Below are 25,952 nucleotides of genomic sequence, written 5' to 3'. Positions count from 1 at the left end.
CCGCACCCGGAGCCACGCGCGCCGAGGCTCACACGCGGTCGAGCGGGTAGCGCCGGCTCAGGCCCCGCGCCACCTTGGCCAGCAGCACGCGCAGCGTCTCGACCTCGTCGGCCGTCAGGTCGCCGACCTCGGCCATCGCCATCTCGCGCCCCGCCGCGGCGATCCGCTCGGCCGCCGCGCGGCCGTCCGCCGTCATCGCGACGAGCACGGCCCGCTCGTCGTCGGGGTCCGGCACCCGCGCGACCAGGCGCGCGTCCTCCAGGCGGCGCACGATCTTCGAGACGTTCGACCGCCCGGTCTGCAGCGCCTCGGCCAGCGCCGTCGGCCGCGCGGCGCCGATGTAGAGCAGCCGGTTGATCACGAGGAACGCCGGCACGTCGTCGGCGAGGGGGAAGTCCGCCGCCGCCATCAGGTCGCGGCGCAGCCGGCCCGACGCCGCCCACATCGCCAGGTAGTTCACCGAGGACTGCAGGTGCTCGACGTCGTCCGGGACGACGGGCTCGGCGAAGGTCTCGGGGACGCCGTCGCGCGGGGCGCCGCTCACGCGGGTCCCCCTCGCCGGCGGCGCTCGTCACGGGCGGGCACGGTCGCCGCAGGCTAGCGAGCGGTCCGGCCGGCGGTCATGGGCCGCGCCCCGCACCACCGACGGCCGCCCCGCACCGGACTACCCTGGGGCGATGTCCCCCGCCCTCGGCCCCCTCGCCCGCCGGGCGTTCCGTGCGGCCTGGGTCCTCGCGCTGCTCGCCGTCGCGTGCTGGGTCGCGACGAACCTCGTGGCGGGGCACGCCGTCGGTCTGCCCGGGCCGACCCTCGAGGACTGCGGCCCGCCGGGCGAACGGGCCCAGACGTGCACGGCGGACCAGCTGCTCTGGGAGGACCGCGAGCTGATCGCCCTCGCTGTCGCCGTGGCCGCGACGGCCGCCGCAGCCATCGCGGCGGTCACGGCCGCCACGGCCGCCGTCGTGCGCGACGTCCTGGCGCGCCGACCGCGCGCGTGAGCGTCACGGACGCCGGCGGAGGGCCGTCCTCGCCCCCGCGTGCAGGCCCGCGCCCTACCCCCGCACCGCGCGGTTGACCGCGCTGACGATCGCGTCGAGCGACGCGCGGACGATGTTCTCGTGGATCCCGACGCCCCACCACGTGGCGCCGTCGATCTCGCACTCGACGTACGACGCGGCCTTCGCGTCGCCGCCCGCGCCGATCGCGTGCTCGACGTAGTCGCGCACCTGCACCTCGACCCCGCGGCCGCGGAGCGCCTGCAGGAACGCGTCGATCGGGCCGTTGCCGAGGCCGTGCAGGTGCTCGGGGCGCCCGTCGACGTCGAGCTGCACGTCGAGCTGGTCGCGGCCGTCGGCCTGCGACGCGGTGCGGTGCTCCCACACGCGGTAGCGGCCCCACGGCGTGGCGCTGCCGGCCAGGTAGGCGTCGGAGAAGATGTCCCACAGCCGCGCGGCGGAGACCTCGCCGCCCTCGGCGTCCGTGCGGGCCTGGACGAGCTGCGAGAACTCGGCCTGCAGGCGCTTGGGCAGCTCCAGGCCGTGCTCGGCCTTCATCAGGTACGCCATGCCACCCTTGCCGGACTGGCTGTTGACGCGGATGACGGCCTCGTAGTCGCGGCCCACGTCGTGCGGGTCGATCGGCAGGTACGGGACCTCCCACGGCTGCTCGTCGACCGGCACGCCCGTCTCGTCGGCCGTGCGCTGGCGGCGGGCGAAGACCTTGTTGATCGCGTCCTGGTGGGTGCCCGAGAACGACGTGTAGACCAGGTCGCCGCCGTACGGGTGGCGCTCCGGCACCCGCAGCTGGTTGCAGTACTCGACGGTCTCGCGGACCGCGTCGATGTCCGACAGGTCCAGCTGCGGGTCGACGCCCTGCGTGTGCAGGTTGAGCGCCAGGGTGATCAGGCAGACGTTGCCGGTGCGCTCGCCGTTGCCGAACAGGCAGCCCTCGACGCGGTCCGCCCCGGCCATGAGCGCCAGCTCGGTCGCGGCGACGCCGGTCCCCCGGTCGTTGTGCGGGTGGACCGACAGGATGACCCCCTCGCGCCGGGCGAGGTTGCGGTCCATCCACTCGATCTGGTCGGCGAAGACGTTCGGCGTCGACACCTCGACCGTCGTCGGCAGGTTGAGCACGATCGGCGAGGACTCGTCCGGGCGCCACACGCCCGTGACGGTGTCGCAGGCGGCGAGGGCCACCTCGGGCTCGGTGAGCGAGAACGTCTCGGGCGAGAACTGCAGGCGCACGTCGGCGCCGGTCATCGCCTCGGCGCCGCGCAGCAGGTCCTCGGCTCCGGTGCGGATCAGGCCCATGAGGCCGTCCGCGTCGACGCCGAGCACCTGCTCGCGCCACAGCCGCGACGTGGCGGCGTACAGGTGGACGAGCACGTTGCCCGCGCCCTGCAGCGCCTCGAAGGTCCGCGCGATCAGCTCGGGGCGCGACGGCGTCAGGACGGCGATGCGCACGTCGTCGGGGATCGCGTCGTCCTCGATCAGGCTGCGGACGAAGTCGAAGTCCGTGGCGCCCGACGCGGGGTAGCCGACCTCGATCTCCTTGAACCCCAGGCCGACGAGCAGGTCGAACATCTTGCGCTTGCGGGCGGCGTCCATCGGGTCGACGAGCGACTGGTTGCCGTCGCGCAGGTCGACCGCCGCCCACAGCGGCGCGCGCTCGATCCGCCGGTCCGGCCACTCGCGGTCGGGCAGGTCGAACGGCACCCGCTCGTGGAAGGGGCGGTAGCGGCCCGACGGGAGGCCGCTGGGGCGCTGCGGGTTCCAGGCGGGCTGACCCGGTACGCGGTCGGCGGTGTGCTCGGGCGTCGTCATGAGCGGGTGGTCCTCGGGGTGTCGGGGGCCGCGTCGACCAGCTCGCGCAGGCCGCGGGCGGTGACGGAGACGTTGGCGTGGGTGGCGGCGGCCGCGGCCTCGGGGTCGCGGTCGCGGATGGCGGCGGCCAGCTGCGCGTGGGCGTCCGCGGTGTCGACCTCGTCGATCGCGACGTCGGTGACGACCTCGATCAGGGCGGCGCGCAGCACCGTCAGGAACGAGTCGAACATCTCCTGCAGCAGCGGGTTGTGCGCGGCGGCGACGACGGCGGCGTGGAAGGCCAGGTCGGCGTCGACGAAGGGCTCGCCGAGCCCGTGCCGCGTGTCCTCCCGGCCCGCGAGCCCGGCGTCGATGGCGACCAGGTCGGCGTCCGTGCGGCGCAGCGCGGCCAGGCGCGCGGCCTGCACCTCGAGCGCCTCGCGGACCTCGTAGACCTCGAGGACGGCGGCGCGGCGCACGCGGGCCTCCCACTCGGGCGGCGGCTGCAGGGCGCGCACGAACGTGCCCGAGCCCTGGCGGGTCTCGAGCTGCCCGGCGTCGACGAGCACGCGGACGGCCTCGCGCAGCGTCGAGCGCCCGACGCCCAGGTCGGACGCGAGCGACGCCTCGGGCGGCAGGCGCTCGCCGACGGCCCAGGCGCCCGCGGCGAGCTGCTCCCGCAGGCCCTGGACCGCCAGGTCGCTCAGGCGCCCACGGGCGATGTTCGGCAACGGCACCCGTGCAGCGTAGCGCGAGTCATCAGACGTCTGTCGTCTGAGGGGCGCCCGCGTCGCCGGACGCCCGGCGCAGGAGTGCCGCCGCCTCCGCCGCCTCGGTGGCCGAGAGCCCGGCGAAGAGCTCGTCGGCGATCTGCCCGCGGAGGTCCGCCACCCGCCGCGCCAGCGCCCGCCCGGACCTCGTGATCGCCACGAGGTTCGTCCGGCTGTCGGCGGGCGACCGACGCCGCTCCACGTGCCCGGCCTGCTCCAGCCGCTTCAGCGCCCGGCCGGCGTTGCTGCGGTCGACGGACAGCCGCCGCGAGAGCGCGTCCTGCGTGGCGCCCTCGGCCGCGGCCGCGAGCATCCCGAGCAGGCGCGCCTCGGTGTGGCCCAGGCCGAGCGGCGCGTAGGCCCGCTCGGCCGCCTGGAAGCGGCGGCGCGCGAGCACGCCGACCACCTCGAACAGCTCCGTGCGCGCGTCACCTGCGGCGTGCCGATCCATGTCAGGTCCCCTTCCGAAACATATGCGTGCGCACGCATGTGTAGGCTCCCGTTCCGGAAGCGCCACCACCGGGACGCCGACGGCGCCCGCACGAGTGCGTGCGCACACATATAGCGAACGAGAGAGCCCATGCCCGTCCCCGACCGCCCGGTCACCGCCCCCGACCCCGGCACCCCCGCCCGCCGCGGCGCGCTCGCCGGCCTGGCGCTCGCCGTCCTGGCGGCGTCGCTGGCCACGAGCGTCGCCAACGTCGCGCTCCCGACGCTCGCGGACGCGTTCGACGCGTCCTTCCAGCGGGCGCAGTGGGTCGTGCTCGCCTACCTGCTGGCCAGCACCACCCTGCTGGTGGCGGCGGGGCGCCTGGGCGACCTGCTGGGACGCCGCCGGCTGCTGCTGGCCAGCCTCGTCGTCTTCACCGCGGCCTCGGCGCTGTGCGCGGCGGCCCCCACGCTGGGGACGCTCGTCGCCGCCCGCGCCCTGCAGGGCCTGGGGGCGGCGGCGGTGCTCGGCCTGGGCGTGGCCCTGGTCGCGGAGGCGGTGCCCGAGGAGCGCACCGGGCGGGCGATGGGGCTGGTGGGCACCATGTCGGCGGTCGGCACCGCGGCGGGGCCGTCGCTCGGCGGGGTCCTCGTCTCGGTCGCGGGCTGGCGCGGGGTCTTCGCCCTCGTGGTCCCGGTCGGGGCGGCCGCCGTCGTCCTCGTCGCCGGCCGGGTGCCGGGCGACGGCCCGCGCCGGGCCCGTCCGGCCTCCGCGTTCGACGTCCGCGGCACCGTCCTGCTCGCCGTCGGCCTGGCGCTCTACACGCTCGCCATGACCCTGGGCGACGGCGACCCCGGGCTCGCCAACGCGGCGGCGCTCGGGGCCGCAGGCGTGACGGTCGCGCTCTTCGCCGCGGCGCAGCGGCGCGCCGCCGCGCCGCTGGTCCCCCGTGCCGTCCTGCGCTCGCGAACGCTGCGGGCCGGGCTGTCCGCGAACGGCCTCGTCGCGACGGTGATGATGACGACGCTCGTCGTCGGCCCGTTCTACCTGACCGAGGGCCTCGGGCTGGGGCCCGCGGCGACGGGGCTCGTGATGTCCGTCGGCCCGGCGGTGGCCGCGCTGACGAGCACGCCGGCCGGCCGGCTGACGGACCGCGTCGGGGCGCCGCGGGCGAGGGCGTCGGCGCTCGCCGCCCTCGTCGCCGGCGCCACGGCGCTGGCGATCCTGCCCACGGCGGCCGGGGTGGCCGGCTACGTGGCGCCGCTCGTCGTCGTCACCGCCGGCTACGCGCTGTTCGGGACCGCCAACAACGCGGCGGTGATGGCCGGCGCGCCCGCCGACGGGCGGGGCGTGGCCGGGGGCGTGCTGGCCCTGACGCGCAACCTCGGCCTGATCACCGGCGCCTCGGTGATGGGCGCCGTCTTCGCGCTGGCGGCCGGCACGAGCGACGTCCGGTCCGCCGCGCCCGCCGCCGTCGCGCAGGGGACGCGCGTGACGTTCCTGGTGGCGGTCGGGCTGCTGACGGTCGCCCTCGGCCTCGTGCTCGCGGCGCGCCGCGTCGGCGCCGGGCCGCGGCGGGCGGCCCCGACGCCGTGACGCCGGCGCGCGGAGCGGCGCATCCCCCCGCCCCCGCTTGCCCGGCGGCCCGTCGGGGCACTATCCAGGCATGGCCGCATCCGCCCCGTCCGGCGACACCCCCACGCTGAAGCCGCGCGTCCTCGTCCTCTTCGGCGCCACCGGCGATCTCGCCAAGCGCAAGCTCTATCCCGGCTTCTTCAAGCTCATGCGCGCCGGGCTGATGCCCGACGACTTCCGCATCATCGGCTCGGGCCGCCACTCGCCCGGGTCCGACGACGAGTTCCGCGACAAGGTCCGCGAGGCGCTCGACGAGTTCGGTCCCGACGACCTGACGGACGACGAGTGGCGGACGTTCTCGGACCGCCTGTCGTTCGTCGTCTCCAGCGCCGACGACGGGCAGGACCTGGCCGACGCCGTGCGGGCCGCCGAGGGCGAGCTGGACGGCGAGATCGGCCCGCGCCTGGTGTACCTGTCGGTGCCGCCGGCGGCGATGGAGCCGATGGTCGGCATGCTCGGCGAGACGGGCATCGCCGAGGGGGCGTCGCTCGTGGTCGAGAAGCCGTTCGGGACGGACGTGCCGAGCGCGAAGAAGCTCAACGACCGCCTGCACGACGTCGTCGACGAGGACCAGATCTTCCGCATCGACCACTTCCTGGGCAAGGAGGCGGCGCAGAACATCCTGGCCTTCCGCTTCGCCAACGGCCTGTTCGAGCCGGTGTGGAACCGCAACCACATCGCCTACGTGCAGATCGACGTGCCGGAGGCGCTGACGATCGAGGGGCGCGCCAGCTTCTACGAGGCGACGGGCGCGTTCCGCGACATGATCGTCACGCACCTGCTGCAGCTGCTGGGCTTCGTGGCGCTCGAGCCGCCGGTGCGGCTGGACGCGCGCGGCCTGCACGCCGAGCGGATGAAGCTCTTCGAGGCGCTGCGGCCGCTCGACCCCGAGCGCGTGGTGCTCGGGCAGTACGAGGGCTACCGCGACGAGGAGGGCGTGGACGACGACTCCGACGTCGAGACGTTCGTGGCGCTCGAGGCGCGCGTCGACACGTGGCGCTGGACCGGCGTCCCGTTCTACCTGCGCACCGGCAAGGCGCTGGCCGAGGGCCGGCGGACGGTGACGGTCGGCTTCCGCGAGCCGCCGATGCGGATGTTCGCGGTGCGCGGCCAGTCCGCGGTGCCCGAGCCCGGCGACCGGCCCAACGAGATCGTCTTCGAGCTGTCCGAGGATCCGAAGGTCGCCGTCGACCTGCTCGCGAAGGTGCCGGGCCCGTCGCTCGAGCTCGGCCCGGCGGCGCTCGAGCTGGACGTGAAGGCGGCCTTCGCGGAGGACCGCGGCCTCGAGGCGTACGAGCGGCTGCTGCACGACGTGATGCTGGGCGACCACACGCTCTTCACCCGTGCGGAGGAGATCGAGCGGCTGTGGGAGGTCTGCCAGCCCGTGCTCGACGACCCGCCGGCGCCCGAGCCGTACGCCCAGGGCTCGTGGGGCCCCGAGCGGGCGGTCGACCTGCCGGCGCCGCGCGGCTGGCGGCTGCCGGACGGCGACTAGCGACGGCGCGGGGAGGCCCGGGTCCGCCGATCGGTGGGGCGCCGGACCGGGCGGCCGGCGGATGGTGCGCGCCCGCGCGGCCTGCTGGGGTGGGTCGATGCGCGTCCACCGTCCCCGGAACGGTCGTCCCCGGGGCCGGTGGACGCCGCGGCGCGCCGCCGCAGCGGTCGGGCGCCGGGCGGCCGCCGCGGCGGCACGGGGTGCGGCCGCCGTCCCCGCGCCGGTCGCGCGCCGCGTCGGCCCGCTCGCCGCGGCGGCCGCGCTCGCGCTGGCCGTCGCGCCGCCCGCCGCGGGGGCGCACGGGACGGCCGTGCCGCCCGGGGCGTCCGAGGCGCAGCTGCGGCGGGCGGAGACCCGCACGCTGGGGGCGCGGCACGCCGCCGAGCACGCGGCCGAGCGCGCCGCGCTGCGCCGCTGGCGGGCCCGTCCCGCCGCCGAGCGCGCGCGGATGACGGCCCGGGCCCGGCGCGCGGCGGCCCGCGCGACCGTCGCGGCGGGCGCCCCGGACGCCGTCGGACGCTGGTCCTCGCGCCGCATCGACCTGCCGACGTGGGCGATCAACGCGGTGCTGCTGCCGACCGGCAAGGTCGCCTACTGGGGCCGCGGCGCGCTCGACGACCGCTGGGCGCGCGACAACTCCGCGCCGTTCTACCTGCTCGACCCGGGCACCGGCGCCTCGAAGCGGATCGACCCGCCGCAGGAGTGGATCGACTTCGACGGCGACGGCGCGGACGACGACCTGGCCGCCGCGCCGATCTTCTGCTCCGGGCAGTCGCTCCTGCCGAGCGGCGAGCTGTTCGTCGCGGGCGGCAACGCGTTCTACCCGAGCTACGGGGACGGGCACGCCGAGTACGGCGGATGGAGCGGCACGTACTCCTTCGACCCGTGGACGGAGCGGTGGACCGTCCAGCCGCGGATGCGCAAGGGCCGCTGGTACCCCACGCAGGCCGAGCTGCCCGACGGCCGGATCGCCATCGCGTCCGGGTACGACGAGCGCGGCGAGGGCGCGGACGACAGCGACCTCGAGGTCTTCCGTCCCGCCGCCGTCCGTGGCGCCCCGGGCACGATCACGCGCTACCCGGCCGCCGAGCGCGCCACCCAGGGCTTCTACCCGCACATGCAGACGCTCCCGGACGGCCGCGTGGCGTACGTGGGCCAGTACCGCGGGGACGCGCGCGTCCTCGATCCCGCCCGGCTCGACCGGGGCGCGGACCCGTGGAGCGCCCGCCCCCGCACCCTCGCGGCCGCGCGGGTCGGCGGCAGCGCGGCGCTGCTGCCGGGCACCGCGCGGATGCTGTTCCTGGGCGGCTACGGCTGGGACTGGGACGTGGCGCCGGGCGGACGGTCGTTCCTGCCGGCGACCGCCGCGGTCGAGTCGATGGACTTCGCCGCTCCCTCCCCGGCGTGGCAGAGCGGCCCGGGCGCGCCCGTGCCCGCCCTGAACGTCGCCCGCTCGTACGGGACGCTGGTGCAGCTGCCGGACGGCGGGTTCGCGTACGTCGGCGGGGCGGCGGGGTTCGACGCCGCGGACCAGGGCGCCGGCAACAACGGCACCGCCGGGCGGCAGGAGCTCAAGCGCGTGGAGCTGTGGCACCCCGGCGAGGGCCGCTGGCGGCTGGGACCGGCGCAGGCCAAGTGGCGTGGCTACCACTCGACGGCGGTGCTGCTGCCGGACGGCCGCGTGCTGTCGGCGGGCGACGACTACTGGGGCGACGACGACACCCCGCACCGCGGCGCGGAGACGCCGCAGGACCGTGGCGAGCTCTACGAGCCCGCCTACCTCTTCGACGGCGACCGCCTGGCGCCGCGGCCCGCCATCACGGCCGGGCCCGACGCCGTCGGCTGGCGCGCGCCGTTCACGCTCGGCGTGGACGAGGTTCCGGGGCGGCGCGTCGTCCGGGCCACGCTCGTCGCGCCGACGGCGGTGACCCACGCGGTCGACATGAACCGCGCGTTCGCCGAGCTGCCCGTCGTCCGGCGACCGGACGGCCGCGGCGTCGACGTCGTCGGCCCCGCGGGCCCCGCGGTCGCGCCGCCGGGCTGGTACCTGCTGTTCGTGTGGGACGACGCGGGCACCCCGTCGGTGGCCCGGTGGGTGCGCGTGTCCGGGGACGCCGGAGCGCCGCCGGGCGGCGGCGGTCCGGGCGGACCGGGGGACGGCGAGCCGGACGGCGGCGGGCCGGACGGCGCGGGCGGGTCCGGCGCGCCCGCTCCGGGTCCGGCGGCCTTGGACCGGCGCGGCCCGCGCGTGGGCGTCGTGGCGCTCCGGCCGGACCGGGGCGCCCGGGCGCTGGGGCTGCGGGTCGGTGCCGACGAGCCGGCGCGGGTGACCCTGCGGGTGCGGACGCGCCTCGCCGGCGCGCGGACCGTCCGCGTGCGCCTGACGCGCGGCCGGCTGGCGCGCCGCGTGCGGGTGCCGCTGGCGCCGGCGGCCCGGGCCCGCGTGCGCGACGGTCGGACGCTGCAGGGGACCGTGCGGGTCGTCGCGCGCGACGGGGCGGGCAACGTCTCGCGGCGCACCGTCGCCGTGCGGGTGCGGCCCCGGGGCCGCTGACGCGCGTCGCCGCCGTCCGATTCGTGCGCGCCGCTCCTCGCCCGGCACCGGGGGCGCCCGGCCCCGCCCGCGCCGACGACCGCGCGCCGCCAGCCGCCACGCGATCCGGCGACCGCACGACGCCGGCCGCCGGATCGCAGGGCGTCAGCCGGCCAGCAGCTCCAGCAGCGACGCCCCGTGCTTCTCGACGAACGAGGGCCCGATGCCCTTGATGGCCAGCAGCTCGTCCGGCGTGGACGGCTGGCGCCGTACGACCTCGCGCAGCGTCGCGTCCGTCGCCACGGTGTAGGCAGGCTTGCCGTCGGCGCGGTCGCGGCGCCACGCCTTCAGCGGCGCGAGCGCCTCGTCCGGGACGGGCGGCCCGTCCTCGACCGGCGCGGCGCCCGAGCGCCGGGCGCGGCCCTTCACCTGGATCGGCGGCAGCCAGTCGACGGGGTCGTGCACGTCGCAGCAGCGGCCGAGCGGCGCGCCCTCCTCGGGGTCGCCGAAGTGGTCGAGCAGCTGCCGACGGCGGCAGACCTGGTTGTCGGCGGACGCGTACTTCTCGATGGAGCGGTACGCCTGCCAGCGGCGGTCCGTCGCCGCGCGGCACAGCTGGGCGACGCGCCCGTGGTCCACGCGGCCGGGCAGGACGCGCACGCGCAGCCGCCCGCCGGGGCCCGGCTCCAGCTCGACGGCGCCGGCACGCTCGGCCACCGCGAGCGCGATGCGGTCGCGGTCCTGGCCGGGGTCCGCGTCGACGGTGCCGTCCTCGCCCGCCTGCGCCTGCAGCCGGCCCACGAGCGCGCCGACCTCGTCCACCGTCACCTCGGCCTCGCGGATGAACCGCACGAGCCGCCCCAGGTCGGCGCGCGACGCCAGCAGCACCGCGCGGCCGAGCGCGCCATCGCGGCCCGCGCGGCCGGCCTCCTGGTAGTACGCCTCGAGCGACCCCGGCAGCGCCCAGTGCCAGACGGAGCGCACGTCGGCCTTGTCGACGCCCATGCCGAACGCGTTCGTCGCCACGACGACCTCGGCGTCGCCGCGCATGAAGGCGTCCTGGCGGGCCGCGCGCTCCTCGGCGGGCATCCCGGCGTGGTACCCGACGGCCGGCACGCCCTCGGCGGTCAGCAGGTCGGCGATCTCCTCGGTGCTCTTGCGCGTGCCGCAGTAGACGACCGCCGGGCGGTTGGCGGGATCGCCCAGGCCCGCCACGAGCGTGGCGCGCTTGCGGGCGACGGAGCCCTCGCCGTCGAACGGCAGGACGTCGAAGGACAGGTTGGGGCGGTCGAAGCCCGAGCGGATCCGCGTCGGCTCCCGCAGCGCCAGGCGCGCGACGATCTCGTCCGCCACCTTCGGCGTGGCCGTCGCCGTGCACGCCATGACGGGCGGGTGCCCGAGCTCGCCGATGACGGACGACAGCCGCAGGTAGTCGGGCCGGAAGTCGTGCCCCCACTCGCTGACGCAGTGCGCCTCGTCGACGACGAACAGCGCGATGGCCCGGGTGCGCAGCGCGGCGCGGAACGCGCCCGACGCGAAGCGCTCGGGCGCGGCGAAGCAGACCTTGGCGCTGCCGTCGCGGATCTCGTCGAGCGCGCGGCGGTTGCCCTCGCCGTCGCCCCCGGACGCGAGCATGACGGCGGGGTGCCCGAGGTCCGTCAGCCGGGAGCACTGGTCGCGCATGAGCGCGATGAGCGGCGAGACGACGACGGTCAGGTCGTCGCCGGCGAGCGCCGGCAGCTGGTAGCAGAGGCTCTTGCCGCCGCCGGTCGGCATGACGACGAGCGCGTCGCGGCCGTCGAGGGCGGCCTGCACCGCCTCGCGCTGCCCGGGCCGGAAGTCCGTCAGGCCCAGCAGCGGCAGGAGCGACGCCGGGTCGACGTCCGCGAGCGACGCGCGCTCGGGCCGCGGCCCCGCGGGCACGGTCCGCTCGTCGTACGTCCCGGCGTGGCTCCCCCCGTCGCCGGCCCACCCCTCGGCGCCGTCGTCGGTCGGGCCGGGATCCGCCTCGAGCGACGCGAGGTAGGCCAGGTAGTCGTCCTCCTCCGTCGCCGAGGCGTCGGGCGCGACGGCGTGCTCGCCCGACCGGTCGCCCGCCGCCGACCGGGGCGCGGCGTCGGCCGCGGCCGCCTCGGTCGCCCCGCCGACGGCGACCGGCTGCGGCGCGGCGTCGAAGAGGGAGGGTCGGCGCTCCGCCTCGGCGGCGGCGATGCGCTCGGCCGCCAGCTTCGCGACCGGCGTCAGCGCGGCGCGCTCCTCGGCGCTCAGCGCCTTCCACCGCGAGCGGACCGCCTGCAGCTCGTCGGACGCGCCGGGGGCGCCGGGATCGGCGAAGACGGCGGCCAGCCGGGTCAGCGCGTCGTGCACCCCTGGACCGTAGCCCGCGGGCCCGGCGGAGCGGTCGCCGGCGGCGGTCCGGCACGGTCGCGGCGCGGATCCGGCACGCGCCGCCGCGGACCCGCCGCACCCGTCCGCGCCCCGCCGCGCCGGGCCGCCGGCGCCCACGCCGTAGCGTGCGGGCGATGGAGCACCGCACTCTCGGCCGGACCGGACGCGACGTCGGGGTGGTGGGCCTCGGCGCGTGGCAGCTCGGCGCGGACTGGGGCGCCGTCGACGAGCGCGACGCGATGGGCGTCCTCGAGACCGCCCTGGAGTCCGGCGTCACCTTCGTGGACACCGCCGACGTCTACGGGGACGGGCGCTCGGAGCGCCTGGTCGGGCGCCTGCTGCGCGAGCACCCGGACGCCGGGATCACGGTCGCCACGAAGATGGGCCGCCGCGTCGAGCAGACGCCGGAGAACTACACGCGCGAGCACTTCCGCGCCTGGAACGACCGCTCGCGCAAGAACCTGGGAGTCGACACGCTCGACCTCGTCCAGCTGCACTGCCCGCCGACGCCGGTGTACGACCGCGACGAGGTCTTCGACGCGCTCGACGAGCTCGTCGAGGAGCGCCGCATCGCCGCCTACGGCGTGTCGGTCGAGACGTGCGCCGAGGCGCTGCGGGCGATCGCGCGCCCGCGAGTGGCGACGGTGCAGATCATCCTCAACCCGTTCCGCCTGAAGCCGCTCGACGAGGTGCTGCCCGCGGCCCGCGAGGCGGGCGTCGGCATCATCGCCCGCGTCCCCCTCGCGTCCGGCCTGCTGTCCGGGACGTACGACGAGCACACGACGTTCGGCGAGGACGACCACCGCAACTACAACCGCACGGGGGCCGCGTTCGACGTCGGCGAGACGTTCGCCGGCGTGCCGTTCGAGGTGGGCCTGGAGGCCGTGCGCGAGCTGCGCGGGGTGCTGCGCCCCGACGAGACGATGCCGCAGCTGGCCCTGCGCTGGATCGTCGACCGGCCGGGCCTGAGCGTCGTGATCCCGGGCGCCCGCAACCCGGAGCAGGCGCGCGCGAACGCCGCGGCGGCCGACCGTCCGCCGCTGACGGGCGAGCAGGAGCAGGCCGTCCGCGAGGTCTACGACCGCCTGGTGCGGCCGCACGTGCACGACCGCTGGTAGGGCCCGCGCCGGCGAGCCGGCAGGCCAGACCCGCCCGCGCGGCGCCGCCGGGGCGCCCCGCTCGTTCCGGAGCCCGCCCTCGGGACGAGCGGTCGCCGGCGCGCGGGCCGCCTACGCGCCGCCGAAGCGCTCCGTGTGGATCCGCGCGGGGTCGTGGCCCAGGTCGATGAGCAGGTCGGCGACGTGCTCGACGAACGGCGTGGGCCCGCAGACGAAGGCCCGCGGCGCGGCGTCCGGCGCCGGCCCCAGGTCGGCGAGCATCGGCTCCGTGATGCGGCCGGTGGGCCCGTCCCAGCCGTCGGGGGCGCGGCGCGTCCACGTCGTGCGCACCTGCAGCCCCTCCGCCGGCGTCAGCGCCGCCAGCTCGGCGGACCACAGCGCCACGTCCGGATCGCGCACCGACCGCAGCAGCCGCACGTCGGCGGTGCTGCCCCGCCGGGCGCGGTGCCGCAGCATGGCCATGATCGGCACGATCCCCGAGCCGCCGGCGACGAGCACCAGCGGGCCGCCCTCGTCGACGGACCACGTGAAGTGGCCGCCGATCGGGCCGCGGACCTCGAGCACGTCCCCCGCGCGGACCTCCTCGACGAGGTAGGGCGAGACCTCGCCGTCCTCGATCTCGTCGACCGTGACGGCCACGACGCCGTCCTCGGGCGCCGACGAGAGGGAGTAGGACCGCTCCGCGGTGTAGCCGTCCTCGGCCGTCAGGCGGACGTCGAGGTGCTGGCCCGCGCGGTGCCCCGGCCAGTCGGGGATGGCGAAGACGATCGTGCGGGCACGCCGCGACTCGACCACCACCTCGGTGACGGTCGCCTCGTGCCAGACGATGGAGACGCGGGGCGGGATCAGTCGCTCCAGTACCGCTGCTCGCGCCACGGGTCGCCGCGCCGGTGGTACCCGGCGTCCTCCCAGAAGCCCGGCTCCTCGGACGGCGTGAAGGTCAGGCCGCGCACCCACTTCGCGCTCTTCCAGAAGTACAGGTGCGGCACGAGGAGCCGGGCCGGGCCGCCGTGGGCGGGCTCGAGCGGCGCGTCGTCGTAGCGGTGCACGACCCAGGCCTTGCCGCCCGTCAGGTCGGCCAGCGGCAGGTTCGTCGTGTAGCCGCCGTCGCACCAGATCGTCACCCACTGGCTGCGCGTGTCGATGCCCGCGAGCAGCGTGTCGACGGAGACGCCGGTCCAGGTCGTGTCGAGCTTGGACCACTTCGTCACGCAGTGGATGTCGACGGTGAACGTCTCCTGCGGGAGCGCGAGGAGCTCGTCCCAGGTCCACGTGACGGGGTGCCCGGCGATGTTGCCGTCGATCGAGAACTGCCAGGTCGCGGTGTCCACGCGCGGCGTCGGGCCGGCGGAGAGCACGGGGAAGTCGCGCGTCATGTACTGCCCCGGCGGGATGCGCGCGGGGTCGACGTCGGGGCGGCGGCCACGGAAGCCGCGGGTGATCGGAGACACGGTCAGGGCCTTCGTCGGGAGGCACCGAGGATAGACGCCCGGACCCGGCGCCTTCGCGCGTCCGCGCAGGTTCAGTCGTCCTACGCAGGGCTTTCGGCACGCGCCGGCGCGGCTCCGACGCCGCGACGGCGGCGCGTCCCGCCCGCCCGGGCGCATCCGCAGGCCGGGGCGGGCGACGGCGGCGATCGAGTGCCCGAAACTGCCGGGCGACACGGCGCGCGTTTTGTGCCATGCTTCGCGGCGTCGTGTCGGACGCTCGTCCGACAAAAGCAGTGCCAGCGTTCGCAGTCGTTGCATCAGCACCCTCCGCGCCGTTGCACAACACCATCCCCGGAGGGAACACCATGGCTACCGGAACCGTGAAGTGGTTCAACGACGAGAAGGGCTTCGGCTTCATCACCCCCGATGAGGCGGGCAAGGACCTCTTCGTCCACCACTCCGCCATCAACGGCAGCGGCTTCAAGTCGCTGGCCGAGGGCGCGAAGGTCTCCTTCGACGCCGAGAACGGCCCCAAGGGCCCCAACGCGACGAACGTCTCGGTCATCTAGCACCGGTCTTTCGCGTCGCCCCTCGCGGGCGACACCGTCCCTGCGGCCCGCCCTGTGCGGGCCGCAGTGCGTTTCGGGGCCGCTTCCCCGTCCTCGCCCCGGCCGCCGAGCGCCGCCGCTGCGGCCGGCACCGCGTCGCCCCCGCCCCGACGGCCCCGCACGACGCCTCGTCTAGCATCGGGGCATGGCCCGGCTGCCCCTCTCGGCCCTGCTCCCCGGATCGTCCGCCGGCGGTCCCCGCGCCACGCACGCGCCCGTGCCGCCCGTCGACCTGCCGCCCGGCCGGATCTTCCCCGTGCCCGGCCGCGGCGAGTTCTTCGTCCGCGACACCGGCGAGGAGGACCGCCCCGCGATCCTGCTCCTGCACGGCTGGATGTTCTCGGCCGACCTGAACTGGTTCACGACGTACGGCCCGCTGCACGACGCCGGCCTGCGCGTGATCGCCCTCGACCACCGCGGGCACGGCCGCGGGCTGCGCAGCCCGGACCCGTTCCGGCTGACCGCGTGCGCCGACGACGCCGCGGCGGTCCTGGACGTGCTCGGCGCGGCGCCCGCCACGGTCGTCGGCTACTCGATGGGCGGCGCCATCGCCCAGCTGCTCGCGCACCGCCACCCCGACGCCGTGCGCGCGCTCGTGCTGTCCGCGACGTCGAGCGAGTGGCAGGACCCGCGGATGAAGCTGCTGTGGAACACGATGGCCGGCCTGCGCCTGCTGCTGGGGCTCTTCCCAGACGGGATGTGGCGCGGCGCGATGCGCACGATGGGCGCGCCGGACTCGGCGACCACGACGTGGCACGCCGTCGAGCTGGCCCGCGGCAACGCGGCCGACCTGGCCGAGGCGGGCCGCGAGCTCGGCCGCTTCGACGCCCGGCCCTGGCACCGCGAGATCCGCGCGCCGCGCGCCGTGGTGATGACCGCGGACGACACGTCCGTCCCGCCGGCCAAGCAGCGCGAGCTGGCCGAGCGGCTGGACGCGCCGCTGTTCTCCGCCCCCGGCACGCACGGCGCCGTCACCGCGAAGCCGCGCACGTACAACGCCGCGCTGATGGACGCCCTGCGCGCGGTCGGGACGCTCGGCGACCGCGAGCGCGAGCCCGCACCGGCCGCCGCCGGCTAGCCGGCGCCCGCGGCGGGCGCCGCGCCGGCGACGGTGCCGGCCTCGTCGCCCGCCAGGCCCAGCCGGTGCGCCACGGCCGCCGCCTCGGTGCGGGAGCGCACGTCCAGCTTCGCGAGGATCCGAGAGACGTGGACGCTTGCGGTCTTCTCGGCCATGAACAGCCGCTCGCCGACCTCGCGGTTCGTGGCCCCGCCCGCGACGAGCTCGAGCACCTGCCGCTCGCGGGGCGTCAGGCCGAAGGGATCGTCCTGCGCGGCCGGACCCGCCGCACCGCACGACGGGGCCGCGCCGTCCCGGACCGGATCGCCGGCCGCCGCCGGCGCGCCCTCCGCCTCGTCCAGACGCAGCCGCGCCCGCTTCGCCAGCCCGAGCAGCTCCTCCTCGAGCCAGCGGGCGCCCAGGCGCCGCGCGATCGCCAGCGCCCTCGCCGCCGACCGCCCCGCGGCGTCGCGGTCCCCGTCGGCGGCCTCGATCTCGGCCGTGCGCAGCAGCGTCGACGCGACCGCGTACGGGTACTCCAACGCCTCCCACGCCGCGGCCGCCGCGCGCCAGTCCGCGACCACGGGCCGGCCGTGCGCGCAGCCCAGGTCGGCGCGGGCGTACAGGCGGCTGGCGTGCTCGACGGCGCCGCCGAGCTGCGCGGCGGCCTCGACGCGCTCGGCCATCGCCTCGGCCCGGGCGACCGCCGGCCCCGGGTCCTCGTGGCGGTCGCGCGCCCGCTGCGCCAGCCGGGCGGCGACGCGCACGCCCCACGAGGCGACATGGACGATGCGGCCGGCGTCCTCCGTGCAGTACTCGATGCGCTCGAGCGCGGTCTCGACCGCCCGCCACGCCGCGTCCAGGTCGCCGCGGCGCAGCTCGAGCGCCGCGCGGGCCGTGCCGAGCGGCCCGTGCCACTGCGGCTCGGCGGAGTGCGCGGCCAGCGGCTCGGCCTCGTCCAGCAGCCGCGCCGCCAGGTCCAGGTCCCCGCGCCCCAGGGCCAGCTCGGCGCGGCGCAGCGTGACGTTGACGCGGCCGTTCGTCCACATCCAACGGTCGAGCGGCGCCAGGACGCGGTCGGCCAGCTCCCAGTCGCCCAGGCTCAGGGCGTACTCCGAGATGTTCGCCTCCATCCACGCGCGCTCGTGGGTACGCGGGCCGGTCAGCGCCAGGCCCTCCTGCGCGACCGCGAGGGCCTCGCGGGTGCGGCCCGCGGTGTGCAGCGCGTCGGCGAGGTTGTGGTACCCGGTGGCGCGGCGCTCCTCGCGGCCGTCGGCGGCGGCCAGCGCGATCGCCCGCCGCAGCTCGCGTGCGCCCGCGTCGACGTCGCCCGTGGCCGCCAGCGAGACGCCGAGGGCGTTGCGGGCGTGGACCTCGGCAAGGCGGTCGCCGGTCTCGTCGGCGAGCACGAGCACCTCGCGCGCCAGGTCGATCGCCTCGCGGTAGCGGCCCTGCAGCATCCGCGCCTTCGCCATCCAGCCGAGCAGCAGCGCCCGCTCGGCGCAGCGGTCGTGCTCGAGCAGCGCCAGGCCGCGGGTCGCCGCGTCGATCGCGTCCTCGGACCGCATCTGCGCCCAGCGCACGCGGGCCAGGTGCTCCAGGACGACGGCCGCCTGCCGCGGATCCGCCCGCTCGTCGACCGCGCTGAGCGCCTCCTCGAGCAGCGCCTCCGCTCGCGGCTGCGCGCCGATGCTCTCCTGGGCGCGCGCCGCGTGGCACAGGATCAGCGCGCGCGGCGCCCCCACCACGGCCTCGGCGTCGGGCACCGCGGACCACAGGGCGAGCGCCCGCTCGAGCAGCTCGGCCTCCTCGGCGTACGCGCGCACGCGGGCCGCCGCCGCGGCGGCGCGCGTCGCGGCGCGCAGCGCCTGCGGCTGATCGCCGGCCTGCGCGTGGTGGTGGGCCAGCGCGCTCGCCAGGTCGGGATCGTCCTCGCCGCCGTCGGCCATCCGCCCCTCGAGCGCCCGCGCCAGGCGGCGGTGCAGCTCCACCCGCTCGCCGGGCAGCAGGTCGTCCTCGACCACCTCGCGCAGCAGCGCGTGCCGGTACGCGTAGCGCTCCTCGTCGTCCAGGACGACCAGGTGGTGCGCCATCGCCTCGCGGACCGCGTCCCGCAGCTCGCGGCCGTCCAGCTCCCCGGCCGCGAGCAGCGTCTCGTGGTGCGCGCGCTGGGCGACGGCCAGGAGGCGCAGCAGCTCCTGCGCCGCCGCCGGCAGGCGCTCGATCCGCAGCATCAGGGCGTCGCGCAGCGTCGGCGGCACGTCGCCCCCGCCGTCCAGCTCGGCGGCGAGCAGCTCCTCGGAGAAGAGCGGGTTGCCCTCGCCGCGCGCCCACACCCGCCCGAGCAGTCCCGCCTCGGCGGGCGCGCCCAGGATGTCGCCGAGCTGCTCGGCCAGCTCGTCGCGCCGCAGCGGCGTCAGCTCGATCCGGCGCGCCCGCGGCTCGCGCTCCAGCTCCGCCAGGACCGGGCGGAGCGGGTGCCGGCGGTGCAGCTCGTCGTGTCGGTAGGTGGCGACGACGAGGACGCGCTCGTCGCACAGCGAGCGCGACAGGAACTGCAGGAACGCCCGCGTGGAGCCGTCCGCCCAGTGCAGGTCCTCGATGCTGAGGAGCAGCGGGGCCTCGCGCGCGAGGCCGTCGAGCAGGAGCAGCAGCGCCTCGAACAGCCGGGTCTGGTCGGTGTGCGGGCCGTGCGCGGAGGGCGGGGACGGGACGACGCCGTCGGTCGCCAGGCCGGGGACGATGCGCGCCAGCTCGGCGCGGGCCGCGGCGGGCAGGCCGTCCAGGACGGGGTCCCCCGCCCGCGCGAGCGGGCGCAGCGCCGCGACGAGCGGCGCGTACGGCAGCTCGCCGCTGCCGAGCTGGATGCAGTCGCCGCCCAGGACGCGCGCCGGTGCGTGGCCCGCGCGCGGTGCGGCCGCCGCCCGCTCGAGCTCGTGGAGCAGGCGGCTCTTGCCGACACCGCTCTCACCCGCGACGAACGCCAGGGACGGCCGCCCGTCCGCCGCGTCCCGCAGCGCGGCCTGCAGCTCGGCGAGCTCCGCGGTGCGGCCCACCAGCCGCCGGCTCGTGACGCGCGAGACCATCGGACCCCGAGTATGCCGCCCCGACGCCGCGCCGGAGGAGCGCCGGGACGATCCGGCGGCGACGCGTCGGGACGACGGCGACGGCGGCGTGGCGGACGGCGCGGTCGAGGTCGGCGTGGCGGGCGGCCACGAGGTGGGGGGCGAGGAGGGTGGGCATCGGGTGCTCCCGTCGGTCGGGGTGGACGGCACGTTCCGATCCTGGGCTACGCCGGCCCGCCCCACATCGGGCGGACGGAGCGGCCCGGCGCCCCCGGCCCCTTACGCCCGGGGCCGGCCGGCGGCCGCGCCCTTACCCGCGGCGGACCACCCCCTCAGGCGTGCCGAACCACCCCCCGTTCCGCTGCAGGATCCGCACCTCCTGTGTGCCGCGCCACAGACGGGGGTAGGGTGGGCCTCACCCCGAGAGAGAGGACGACGATGGCGCGCATCCAGCTCCACGGCATCCACAAGCGGTACGCGGACGGCTTCCACGCGGTGAAGGGCTTGGACCTCGACATCGCCGACGGCGAGTTCGTGATCTTCGTCGGCCCTTCAGGCTGCGGCAAGTCGACGGCGCTGCGCATGATCGCCGGGCTGGAGGAGATCACCGAGGGCGAGCTCCTGATGGACGGCGAGCGGGTCAACGAGCTCGAGCCGAAGGACCGGGACATCTCCATGGTGTTCCAGAGCTACGCGCTCTACCCGCACATGACGGTCGCGGAGAACCTGGCGTTCCCCCTGAAGATGGCGAACGTGCCGAAGGACGAGATCGCCGAGCGCGTGCGCGAGGCGGCCGAGGTCCTGCAGCTGCACGACCACCTGGGCCGCAAGCCCGCCAACCTGTCCGGCGGCCAGCGCCAGCGCGTCGCGATGGGCCGGGCGATCGTGCGGCAGCCGCGCGCGTTCCTGATGGACGAGCCGCTGTCGAACCTGGACGCGAAGCTGCGCGTGCAGACCCGCACCGAGCTGGCGCGCCTGCAGCGGCGCCTGGGCACGACGACGATCTACGTCACGCACGACCAGACCGAGGCGATGACGCTCGGCGACCGCGTCGCGGTGCTCAACGCCGGAGTCCTGCAGCAGGTCGGCACCCCCGCCGAGCTCTACACGCAGCCCCGCAACGTCTTCGTCGCCGGCTTCATCGGCTCGCCGGCCATGAACTTCGTCGCCGCCGAGATCCACGGCGACGAGGTGCGGACCGCCCGCGGCCCCATCCCCCTGCCCGCTTCCTGGCGGGAGCGCGTGGCGGGCGCGTCCGCCGGCCAGCCCGTCGTCGTCGGCATCCGCCCCGAGGCGTTCTCGGACGCCGACCTGGAGCCGGGCGACGGCCCGGTCATCGACGTCGAGGTCGAGGTCGTCGAGTCCATGGGCTCCGACCTGTACGCGTACTTCGACCCCGCTGCCGGCGGCGCGCGGTCGGCGTCGCTCGACGAGCTCAGCCACCGCACCGGCCTGGGAGACCTGACGTCGGCCCGGCCCGGCGAGCAGCTCGTGGCGCGTCTCTCGCCCGCCAGCGGCGTCCGGGTGGGCCAGCGCGCCCGCCTGCGCATCGACGCCGCGCACGTGACCCTCTTCGATCCCGAGACGGGGCTCTCGCTCGCCGCGCACGAGTCCCCGACCGCCGCCCCGTCGGCGGCGTGATCCCCCTCGTCCCCAAGCACGACCCCAGGAGTTCCCCCGTGAAGCAGCTCAAGTGGACCGTCCCCGCCGTCGCGAGCGCCTGCGTGCTCGCCCTGTCCGCCTGCGGTGGCGACGACGAGTCCTCCACCACCGGCGCGTCCGGCGCGTCCGACGGCGGCGGCAGCGCCCAGACGCAGGGCATCGACCCGGCGTCGATCGCGAGCGCGAAGGGCAACGTCACGTTCTGCGCCCCGGCGCTGACCGTCGAGGCCGCGAAGGCCGCGGTCAAGCAGGCGCAGGCCGAGACCAAGGGCCTGAAGGTCCAGGTCATCACGCTGCCGGACGCCGCCGACGAGCAGAACGCGCAGTTCGTGCGCCGCCAGCGTGCGAAGTCCGGCGAGTGCGACGTCTTCGAGTCCGACGTCGTCTGGACCGCCCAGTTCGCCGCGCAGAAGTGGCTGATGGACGTCACCGACTACGTGAACGGCCGCAAGGGCGAGTTCATCCCCTCGACCCTGCAGACCGCGACGTACGACGGGCGCTACTACGGCGTGCCGGAGAAGACCGACGCCGGCCTCCTCTACTACCGCAAGGACCGCACGAGCACGCCGCCCGACACGTGGCAGGCGCTCTACTCCGCGGCCAAGGACGAGGGCGGGTTCGTCTTCCAGGGCAAGGCCTACGAGGGCCTGACGGTCCACTTCCTCGAGGTGGCCTACGGCGCCGGCGGCAAGGTGCTGTCCGACGACGGCAAGAAGTCGGAGATCAACTCCCCGCAGAACCTCGCCGCGCTCAAGCTCATGGCCGACGGCGTGAAGAGCGGCGCGGTGCCGAAGGCGGTCCTGACCTACCAGGAGGCCGAGTCGCAGCAGGCGTTCGACTCGGGCAAGCCCGGCTTCATGCGCAACTGGCCGTACGCGTACTCCATCGAAAAGGAGTCAAAGACCGCGGCGGTGCGCAAGAACTTCGAGGTGGCGCCGCTGCCGAAGTTCGAGGGCGGCCAGGCCGCCGGCGTGCTCGGCGGCTCCAACCTGGTGATCTCGAAGTTCTCGAAGAACCCCGAGGGCGCGCTGAAGTTCGTCGACGTGATGACCAAGCCCGACGCGATGCGGCTGCGCGCGACGAAGTACTCGCTCGCGCCGGTGCTGTCCGAGAGCTACGACGACGCGGACGTGAAGAAGGCGCTGCCGTTCTCGGACGCGCTGCGGACCGCCGTCGAGCAGGCGAAGGCCCGCCCGGTGTCCCCGTCGTACACCCAGATCAGCACCGCGATCTCGACGAACGTCGCGAAGGCGCTGTCCGGCCGCATGACGCCCGAGGCGGCGCTCGAGGCCGCCGACAAGTCCATCTCGTCCGCCCTCAGCACCTTCTAGGAGCCGGGCGATGTCGACCGCGCTGAGCGGCCGCCGCGCCCGCCGTCGGCGCTCCCTCTACACGGGGGAGCGCCGGCTGGCCGCGGCGATGATCACGCCGACGCTGGCCCTGATGGCCGTCGTCGCCGCGTACCCCATCGGCTACGCGATCTGGCTGTCGCTGCACCAGTACTCACGCTCGCAGGCGGGCGTCTCGCGCTGGGTCGGCTTCGAGAACTACACCGCGGCGCTGTTCGGCGACACGTCGGGCTTCGCCGCGGCCGCGGGCGTCTCCTCGAGCGACTTCTGGTCCGCGTTCCTGCACACGGTGATCTTCGCCGTGTCCTCCGTGTCGCTCGAGCTGCTGCTCGGCCTGGGGATGGCGCTCATCATGCACACGGCGTTCCGCGGCCGGGGGGCGCTGCGCGCGATCGTCCTGGTGCCGTACGCGGTGCTGACGATCGTCTCGGCGATCGTGTGGCAGACCGTCACCCAGTCCGACTCGGGCTTCGTGCCGCAGGTCCTCAGCGCGCTCGGCCTGCCGGGCGCCGACCGGGTGCACCTGGCGGAGACGCCGGACGCGATGATCGTGGTGATCGTCGCGGACGTGTGGAAGACGGCGCCGTTCATGGCGCTCATGCTGCTCGCGGGCCTGCAGGTGATCCCGGACGACCTGTACGAGGCCGCCCGGGTGGACGGCGCGACGAGATGGCAGCAGTTCCGCCGGATCACCCTGCCGCTGCTGCGGCCGGCGATCGCGGTGGCGCTGATCTTCCGCACCCTCGACGCGCTGCGCGTCTTCGACCTGCCGTGGGTGCTGACCCGCGGGCAGTACGGGACGAGCACGCTGTCGACGCAGGCGTACCAGACGTTCAACGGCGATCAGCTGATCGGGTCGGGCGCGGCGCTGTCGGTCCTGACCTTCGTCGTCGTGATGGCCGTCTCGCTCGTCTACATCCGCTTCGTCGGCGGCAACCTCCGCGACACGACCTCGGAGCGCGCATGAGCACCATCGCCCCCGCCCAGCCGAGCAACGCGGCGGTCGAGCGCGACCGCGCGCCCCGCCGGCGCAAGCGCCAGCACTCGCCGGTCCTGTGGATCGGCGTGGTCTTCGTCGTCCTCTTCTGCCTGTTCCCGTTCTACTGGCTCGTCCAGATCTCGCTGCGGCACGGGCAGGACCTGGGCGTCGCCAAGCTCTACCCGCCGAACCCGACGCTGCAGAGCTACAAGGACGTCTTCGCCAACGACGACTTCGTCGCGGGCCTGCGCAACAGCGTGATCGTCTCGACGGTCACGACGCTGCTCTCGGTCCTCGTCGGGTCGTTCGCGGCCTACGCGCTGGCGCGGCTGCGGTTCCGCGGCAAGTTCACGATCCTGGCGCTGATCCTGTCGGTGACGACGTTCCCGCCGATCGCGATCGCGCTGCCGATCTTCCAGCTGTGGACCGACATCGGGCTGAACAACACCCTGATCGGCCTGGTCATCCCGTACCTGACGTTCGCGCTGCCCCTGACGACGTACATCCTCACGTCGTTCTTCCGCGAGATCCCGCGGGACCTGGAGGAGGCCGCGATGGTCGACGGCGCCACGCGCTTCCAGGCCTTCCGCAAGGTCGTCGTGCCGCTCGCCGCGCCGGGCATGGCGACGGCGGGCATCCTGACGTTCATCTTCGCGTGGAACGAGTACCTGCTCGCGATCACGCTGACGACGACGAAGGCGGCCCGCACCGTGCCGGCGGCGATCGGCAACTTCAACGACACGGCGGCCGGCGGCTACGCCCAGCCGATCGGCCTGATCGCCGCGGCGAGCGTGATCATCTCGATCCCGCTCATCGTGCTCGTGCTCGCGTTCCAGAAGCGGATCGTGGCCGGGCTGACCGCCGGCGCGGTGAAGGGCTAGGGACGGAGCGCCCGTCCTGCCGCGGCGGTCCCGCCGCGGCAGGACGGCGTCGCCGCCTCAGCGGGCGCTGTGCACCCCGCTCGCCGCGGCGTCGGTGTCCAGCTCGCGCGCGACCGCCTCGACCAGGCGCACCGCGCGGGCCACCGTCGCGTAGTCGACGTGCTCCGGCGTGTCGGTCGGCAGGTGGTAGTCGGTCATCGCCTTCGAGCGGTCGAACGAGACGAGGCACGCCGTCGGGTAGCCGGCCCGGCTGGGCACCACGGCGTCGGTGCTCGACCGGGCACGCATGCCGCGGCGCAGCGCGATGCCGTCGCGCCACGCGACCCGCTCGATCAGGTCGCGGAAGGACCGCCAGTGGTAGTCCTCCATCACGACGGGGCCTTCGCCCTCGATCATCACGAGCTCGGGCGAGCCGATCGTGTCGAGGTTGAGGAACCACGTCCGCTCGCGGTCCAGCCGCGGGAACCACGTGCGCGCGAAGGCGTGGATGCCGCCCTGCAGCACCTCCTCCGCCCCGCACGAGACGAGCAGCACGCGGACGCCCTCGGGCGGCGCGGCGGCGAACCGCTCGGCGAGGCCGACGAGGGCCGCGACCGCCGTCAGGTTGTCGTTGGCGCCCGGCACCGTCGGCGCCCGCGCGATGTCGGCCATGGCCGCCGTGCTGGCCGCGCTGAGCGCCGCGCCGGCCAGGGCCAGCCGGGGCCGGCGCAGCGCCGCGCCCACCGCGGACAGGGTGGGGCCGCCGACCACGGGCCACCACACGGGAAGGGCGGTGTCGATCCGCTCGAAGATGCCGGGCGCGATCTCCAGGATCCCCCGCTGCAGGCGCTGGTCGAAGATCGCGCCCGTCGGCGCGGCGTCGTGGTGCGCCATGACGACGAGCGTGCGCCGGCCCGTCGGGTCGCCGCACTCCGCGACGACGTTCCACGTCGGCCGCTCGCGCTCGAGCGCCCGGCGCACCGGCCGCGCGCCGTTGGAGACGTCGTCGACGATCGCCGCCGCCGCCAGGGCGCCGAGCGCGGCGGCCGCCCGCCGGCCCCGGCGGCCCGCGCCGACCAGCCCCGCCGCGGCGCCCGCGGCGGTGAGCGTGCCGATCAGCCGCGCGTAGCCGCCGCGGAACGTCGCGTCCTCCACCCGCGCCGGCGCGCCCGCGCGCGTCAGCCGCTCCGCGATCCACTCGGCGGCCGCGTGCTCGGCGTCCGAGCCCGGACGGCGCTCGAGCGGCGCGAGCGCCTCGATCACCTCGCGCAGCGTCCCGTGCGGCGCGTCGGCGGCGGCGGGCCCGGCCCCGGACGGCGTGCTCATGCCTGCGCGTCCGCCGCCGGGGCGCCCGTCGCCGCGGTGAGGATCCGGCGCTCCTCCTCGCCGAGCTTGCGCGCCCCGCGCTGCTCCGGGTCCCACGCCACGAGCACGGTCACGGCCTCGGCGGCGAGCGTGCCGTCGGGCGTCGAGATCCGCGAGCGCAGGCTGACGCTCGACGATCCCACCCGCTCGATCTGCGTGTCGATGACGACCTCGCGATCCTGCAGCCGCACCTCGTGGCGGTAGTCGATCTCGACCCGCGCCAGGACGAACGCGCCGAGCTGCCGCTGCAGCACGTCGAGGATGAACGCGACGCGCGCCTCCTCCAGCATCACGTGGTAGACGGACTGGTTGAGGTGCCCCAGCGTGTCGATGTCCCGGTAGCGGAGCGGGATGCGGACCTGCGTGACGTGGGGGCTCGCGGTGGCCATGCCCGGAACGCTACCGCC

Annotated in this window: 21 protein-coding genes; 11 read left to right on the top strand and 10 right to left on the bottom strand. The window is 76.2% G+C overall.

Annotated features, from left to right (window positions below):
- Positions 1-28: 28 nt before the first annotated feature.
- A complete protein-coding gene (locus J3P29_RS16945; RefSeq protein ID WP_210495376.1) occupies positions 29-544 on the bottom strand; it encodes a MarR family transcriptional regulator in 516 nt (171 codons plus the stop codon).
- A 133-nt stretch (positions 545-677) separates the two neighbouring features.
- On the opposite strand from J3P29_RS16945, the gene J3P29_RS16940 reads away from it, so the two are divergent.
- On the top strand, positions 678-998 hold the full coding sequence (locus J3P29_RS16940; protein ID WP_210495375.1) for a hypothetical protein: 321 nt from the start codon (positions 678-680) through the stop codon (positions 996-998).
- Between the two features lie 54 nt (positions 999-1,052).
- Here the strand turns inward: J3P29_RS16940 and leuA are convergent, their stop codons facing one another.
- The 3 genes from leuA to J3P29_RS16925 are packed head-to-tail and all read right to left on the bottom strand — an operon-like array spanning position 1,053 to position 4,022.
- Positions 1,053-2,822: a 2-isopropylmalate synthase gene (gene leuA / locus J3P29_RS16935; protein ID WP_210495373.1), complete on the bottom strand. Its 1,770-nt coding sequence runs from the start codon at positions 2,820-2,822 to the stop codon at positions 1,053-1,055.
- Positions 2,819-3,538: an FCD domain-containing protein gene (locus tag J3P29_RS16930; protein WP_210495372.1), complete on the bottom strand. Its 720-nt coding sequence runs from the start codon at positions 3,536-3,538 to the stop codon at positions 2,819-2,821. Before J3P29_RS16930 ends, leuA begins: the two co-directional genes overlap by 4 nt.
- Before the next feature lie 22 nt (positions 3,539-3,560).
- Positions 3,561-4,022 (bottom strand): MarR family transcriptional regulator, encoded by a 462-nt coding sequence (locus tag J3P29_RS16925; RefSeq protein ID WP_210495371.1) that lies wholly within the window; start codon positions 4,020-4,022, stop codon positions 3,561-3,563.
- Between the two features lie 129 nt (positions 4,023-4,151).
- On the opposite strand from J3P29_RS16925, the gene J3P29_RS16920 reads away from it, so the two are divergent.
- The 3 genes from J3P29_RS16920 to J3P29_RS20920 all read left to right on the top strand — a co-directional run bounded on the left by J3P29_RS16920 (position 4,152) and on the right by J3P29_RS20920 (position 9,685).
- Positions 4,152-5,597, top strand: a complete 1,446-nt coding sequence (locus tag J3P29_RS16920) for an MFS transporter (RefSeq protein WP_210495370.1) — start codon at positions 4,152-4,154, stop codon at positions 5,595-5,597.
- Positions 5,598-5,667: 70 nt separating this feature from the next.
- Positions 5,668-7,131, top strand: coding sequence for a glucose-6-phosphate dehydrogenase (gene zwf / locus J3P29_RS16915; RefSeq protein ID WP_210495369.1), 1,464 nt, complete (start codon positions 5,668-5,670; stop codon positions 7,129-7,131).
- A 310-nt stretch (positions 7,132-7,441) separates the two neighbouring features.
- Positions 7,442-9,685 carry a glyoxal oxidase gene (locus tag J3P29_RS20920; RefSeq protein WP_210495368.1) on the top strand — a complete coding sequence of 748 codons (2,244 nt, stop codon included), beginning with the start codon at positions 7,442-7,444 and terminating at the stop codon, positions 9,683-9,685.
- 144 nt (positions 9,686-9,829) lie between these two features.
- On the opposite strand, the gene J3P29_RS16905 is transcribed toward J3P29_RS20920, so the two are convergent.
- Entirely contained in the window at positions 9,830-12,031 is a 2,202-nt protein-coding gene (locus J3P29_RS16905; protein WP_210495367.1) for an ATP-dependent DNA helicase RecQ, read from the bottom strand.
- A gap of 155 nt (positions 12,032-12,186) precedes the next feature.
- Between J3P29_RS16905 and J3P29_RS16900 the strand changes: the two genes are divergently transcribed.
- Positions 12,187-13,170, top strand: a complete 984-nt coding sequence (locus tag J3P29_RS16900; protein ID WP_210495366.1) for an aldo/keto reductase — start codon at positions 12,187-12,189, stop codon at positions 13,168-13,170.
- Between the two features lie 111 nt (positions 13,171-13,281).
- Here the strand turns inward: J3P29_RS16900 and J3P29_RS16895 are convergent, their stop codons facing one another.
- Together J3P29_RS16895 and J3P29_RS16890 are read right to left on the bottom strand one after the other, a co-directional pair.
- Positions 13,282-14,046: a ferredoxin reductase gene (locus J3P29_RS16895; protein ID WP_349239882.1), complete on the bottom strand. Its 765-nt coding sequence runs from the start codon at positions 14,044-14,046 to the stop codon at positions 13,282-13,284.
- Positions 14,016-14,621 carry a sulfite oxidase-like oxidoreductase gene (locus tag J3P29_RS16890; protein WP_210495364.1) on the bottom strand — a complete coding sequence of 202 codons (606 nt, stop codon included), beginning with the start codon at positions 14,619-14,621 and terminating at the stop codon, positions 14,016-14,018. The genes J3P29_RS16895 and J3P29_RS16890 overlap by 31 nt, the downstream gene beginning before the upstream one ends.
- Positions 14,622-14,965: 344 nt before the next feature.
- Between J3P29_RS16890 and J3P29_RS16885 the strand changes: the two genes are divergently transcribed.
- Both J3P29_RS16885 and J3P29_RS16880 read left to right on the top strand, forming a co-directional pair.
- A complete protein-coding gene (locus tag J3P29_RS16885; RefSeq protein ID WP_210495363.1) occupies positions 14,966-15,169 on the top strand; it encodes a cold-shock protein in 204 nt (67 codons plus the stop codon).
- 184 nt (positions 15,170-15,353) lie between these two features.
- Complete coding sequence (locus J3P29_RS16880) at positions 15,354-16,286, top strand: alpha/beta hydrolase (protein WP_210495361.1); 933 nt, start codon at positions 15,354-15,356, stop codon at positions 16,284-16,286.
- On the opposite strand, the gene J3P29_RS16875 is transcribed toward J3P29_RS16880, so the two are convergent.
- Positions 16,283-19,351 carry an AAA family ATPase gene (locus tag J3P29_RS16875; protein WP_210495360.1) on the bottom strand — a complete coding sequence of 1,023 codons (3,069 nt, stop codon included), beginning with the start codon at positions 19,349-19,351 and terminating at the stop codon, positions 16,283-16,285. The genes J3P29_RS16880 and J3P29_RS16875 overlap by 4 nt on opposite strands.
- Before the next feature lie 417 nt (positions 19,352-19,768).
- On the opposite strand from J3P29_RS16875, the gene ugpC reads away from it, so the two are divergent.
- The 4 genes from ugpC to J3P29_RS16855 are packed head-to-tail and all read left to right on the top strand — an operon-like array spanning position 19,769 to position 24,201.
- Positions 19,769-20,971, top strand: a complete 1,203-nt coding sequence (gene ugpC, locus J3P29_RS16870; protein WP_210495359.1) for a sn-glycerol-3-phosphate ABC transporter ATP-binding protein UgpC — start codon at positions 19,769-19,771, stop codon at positions 20,969-20,971.
- Positions 20,972-21,009: 38 nt separating this feature from the next.
- The gene (locus J3P29_RS16865) at positions 21,010-22,323 is read left to right on the top strand and encodes an ABC transporter substrate-binding protein (protein WP_210495357.1); all 1,314 of its coding nucleotides are present in this window, start codon (positions 21,010-21,012) and stop codon (positions 22,321-22,323) included.
- A 10-nt stretch (positions 22,324-22,333) separates the two neighbouring features.
- Positions 22,334-23,308 carry a sugar ABC transporter permease gene (locus tag J3P29_RS16860; RefSeq protein WP_210495356.1) on the top strand — a complete coding sequence of 325 codons (975 nt, stop codon included), beginning with the start codon at positions 22,334-22,336 and terminating at the stop codon, positions 23,306-23,308.
- Positions 23,305-24,201 carry a carbohydrate ABC transporter permease gene (locus J3P29_RS16855; protein ID WP_210495354.1) on the top strand — a complete coding sequence of 299 codons (897 nt, stop codon included), beginning with the start codon at positions 23,305-23,307 and terminating at the stop codon, positions 24,199-24,201. The genes J3P29_RS16860 and J3P29_RS16855 overlap by 4 nt, the downstream gene beginning before the upstream one ends.
- A gap of 57 nt (positions 24,202-24,258) precedes the next feature.
- Here J3P29_RS16855 and J3P29_RS16850 read toward each other — a convergent pair whose 3' ends face one another.
- Both J3P29_RS16850 and J3P29_RS16845 read right to left on the bottom strand, forming a co-directional pair.
- Positions 24,259-25,506, bottom strand: a complete 1,248-nt coding sequence (locus J3P29_RS16850; protein WP_210495353.1) for a M28 family peptidase — start codon at positions 25,504-25,506, stop codon at positions 24,259-24,261.
- Positions 25,503-25,934, bottom strand: a complete 432-nt coding sequence (locus tag J3P29_RS16845; protein ID WP_210495352.1) for a thioesterase family protein — start codon at positions 25,932-25,934, stop codon at positions 25,503-25,505. The genes J3P29_RS16850 and J3P29_RS16845 overlap by 4 nt, the downstream gene beginning before the upstream one ends.
- Positions 25,935-25,952: the final 18 nt, after the last annotated feature.

Origin of the sequence: Patulibacter sp. SYSU D01012 (assembly GCF_017916475.1) — a bacterium.
Classification (GTDB): domain Bacteria; phylum Actinomycetota; class Thermoleophilia; order Solirubrobacterales; family Solirubrobacteraceae; genus Patulibacter.
This window is presented reverse-complemented; position numbering and strand designations above follow the sequence as displayed.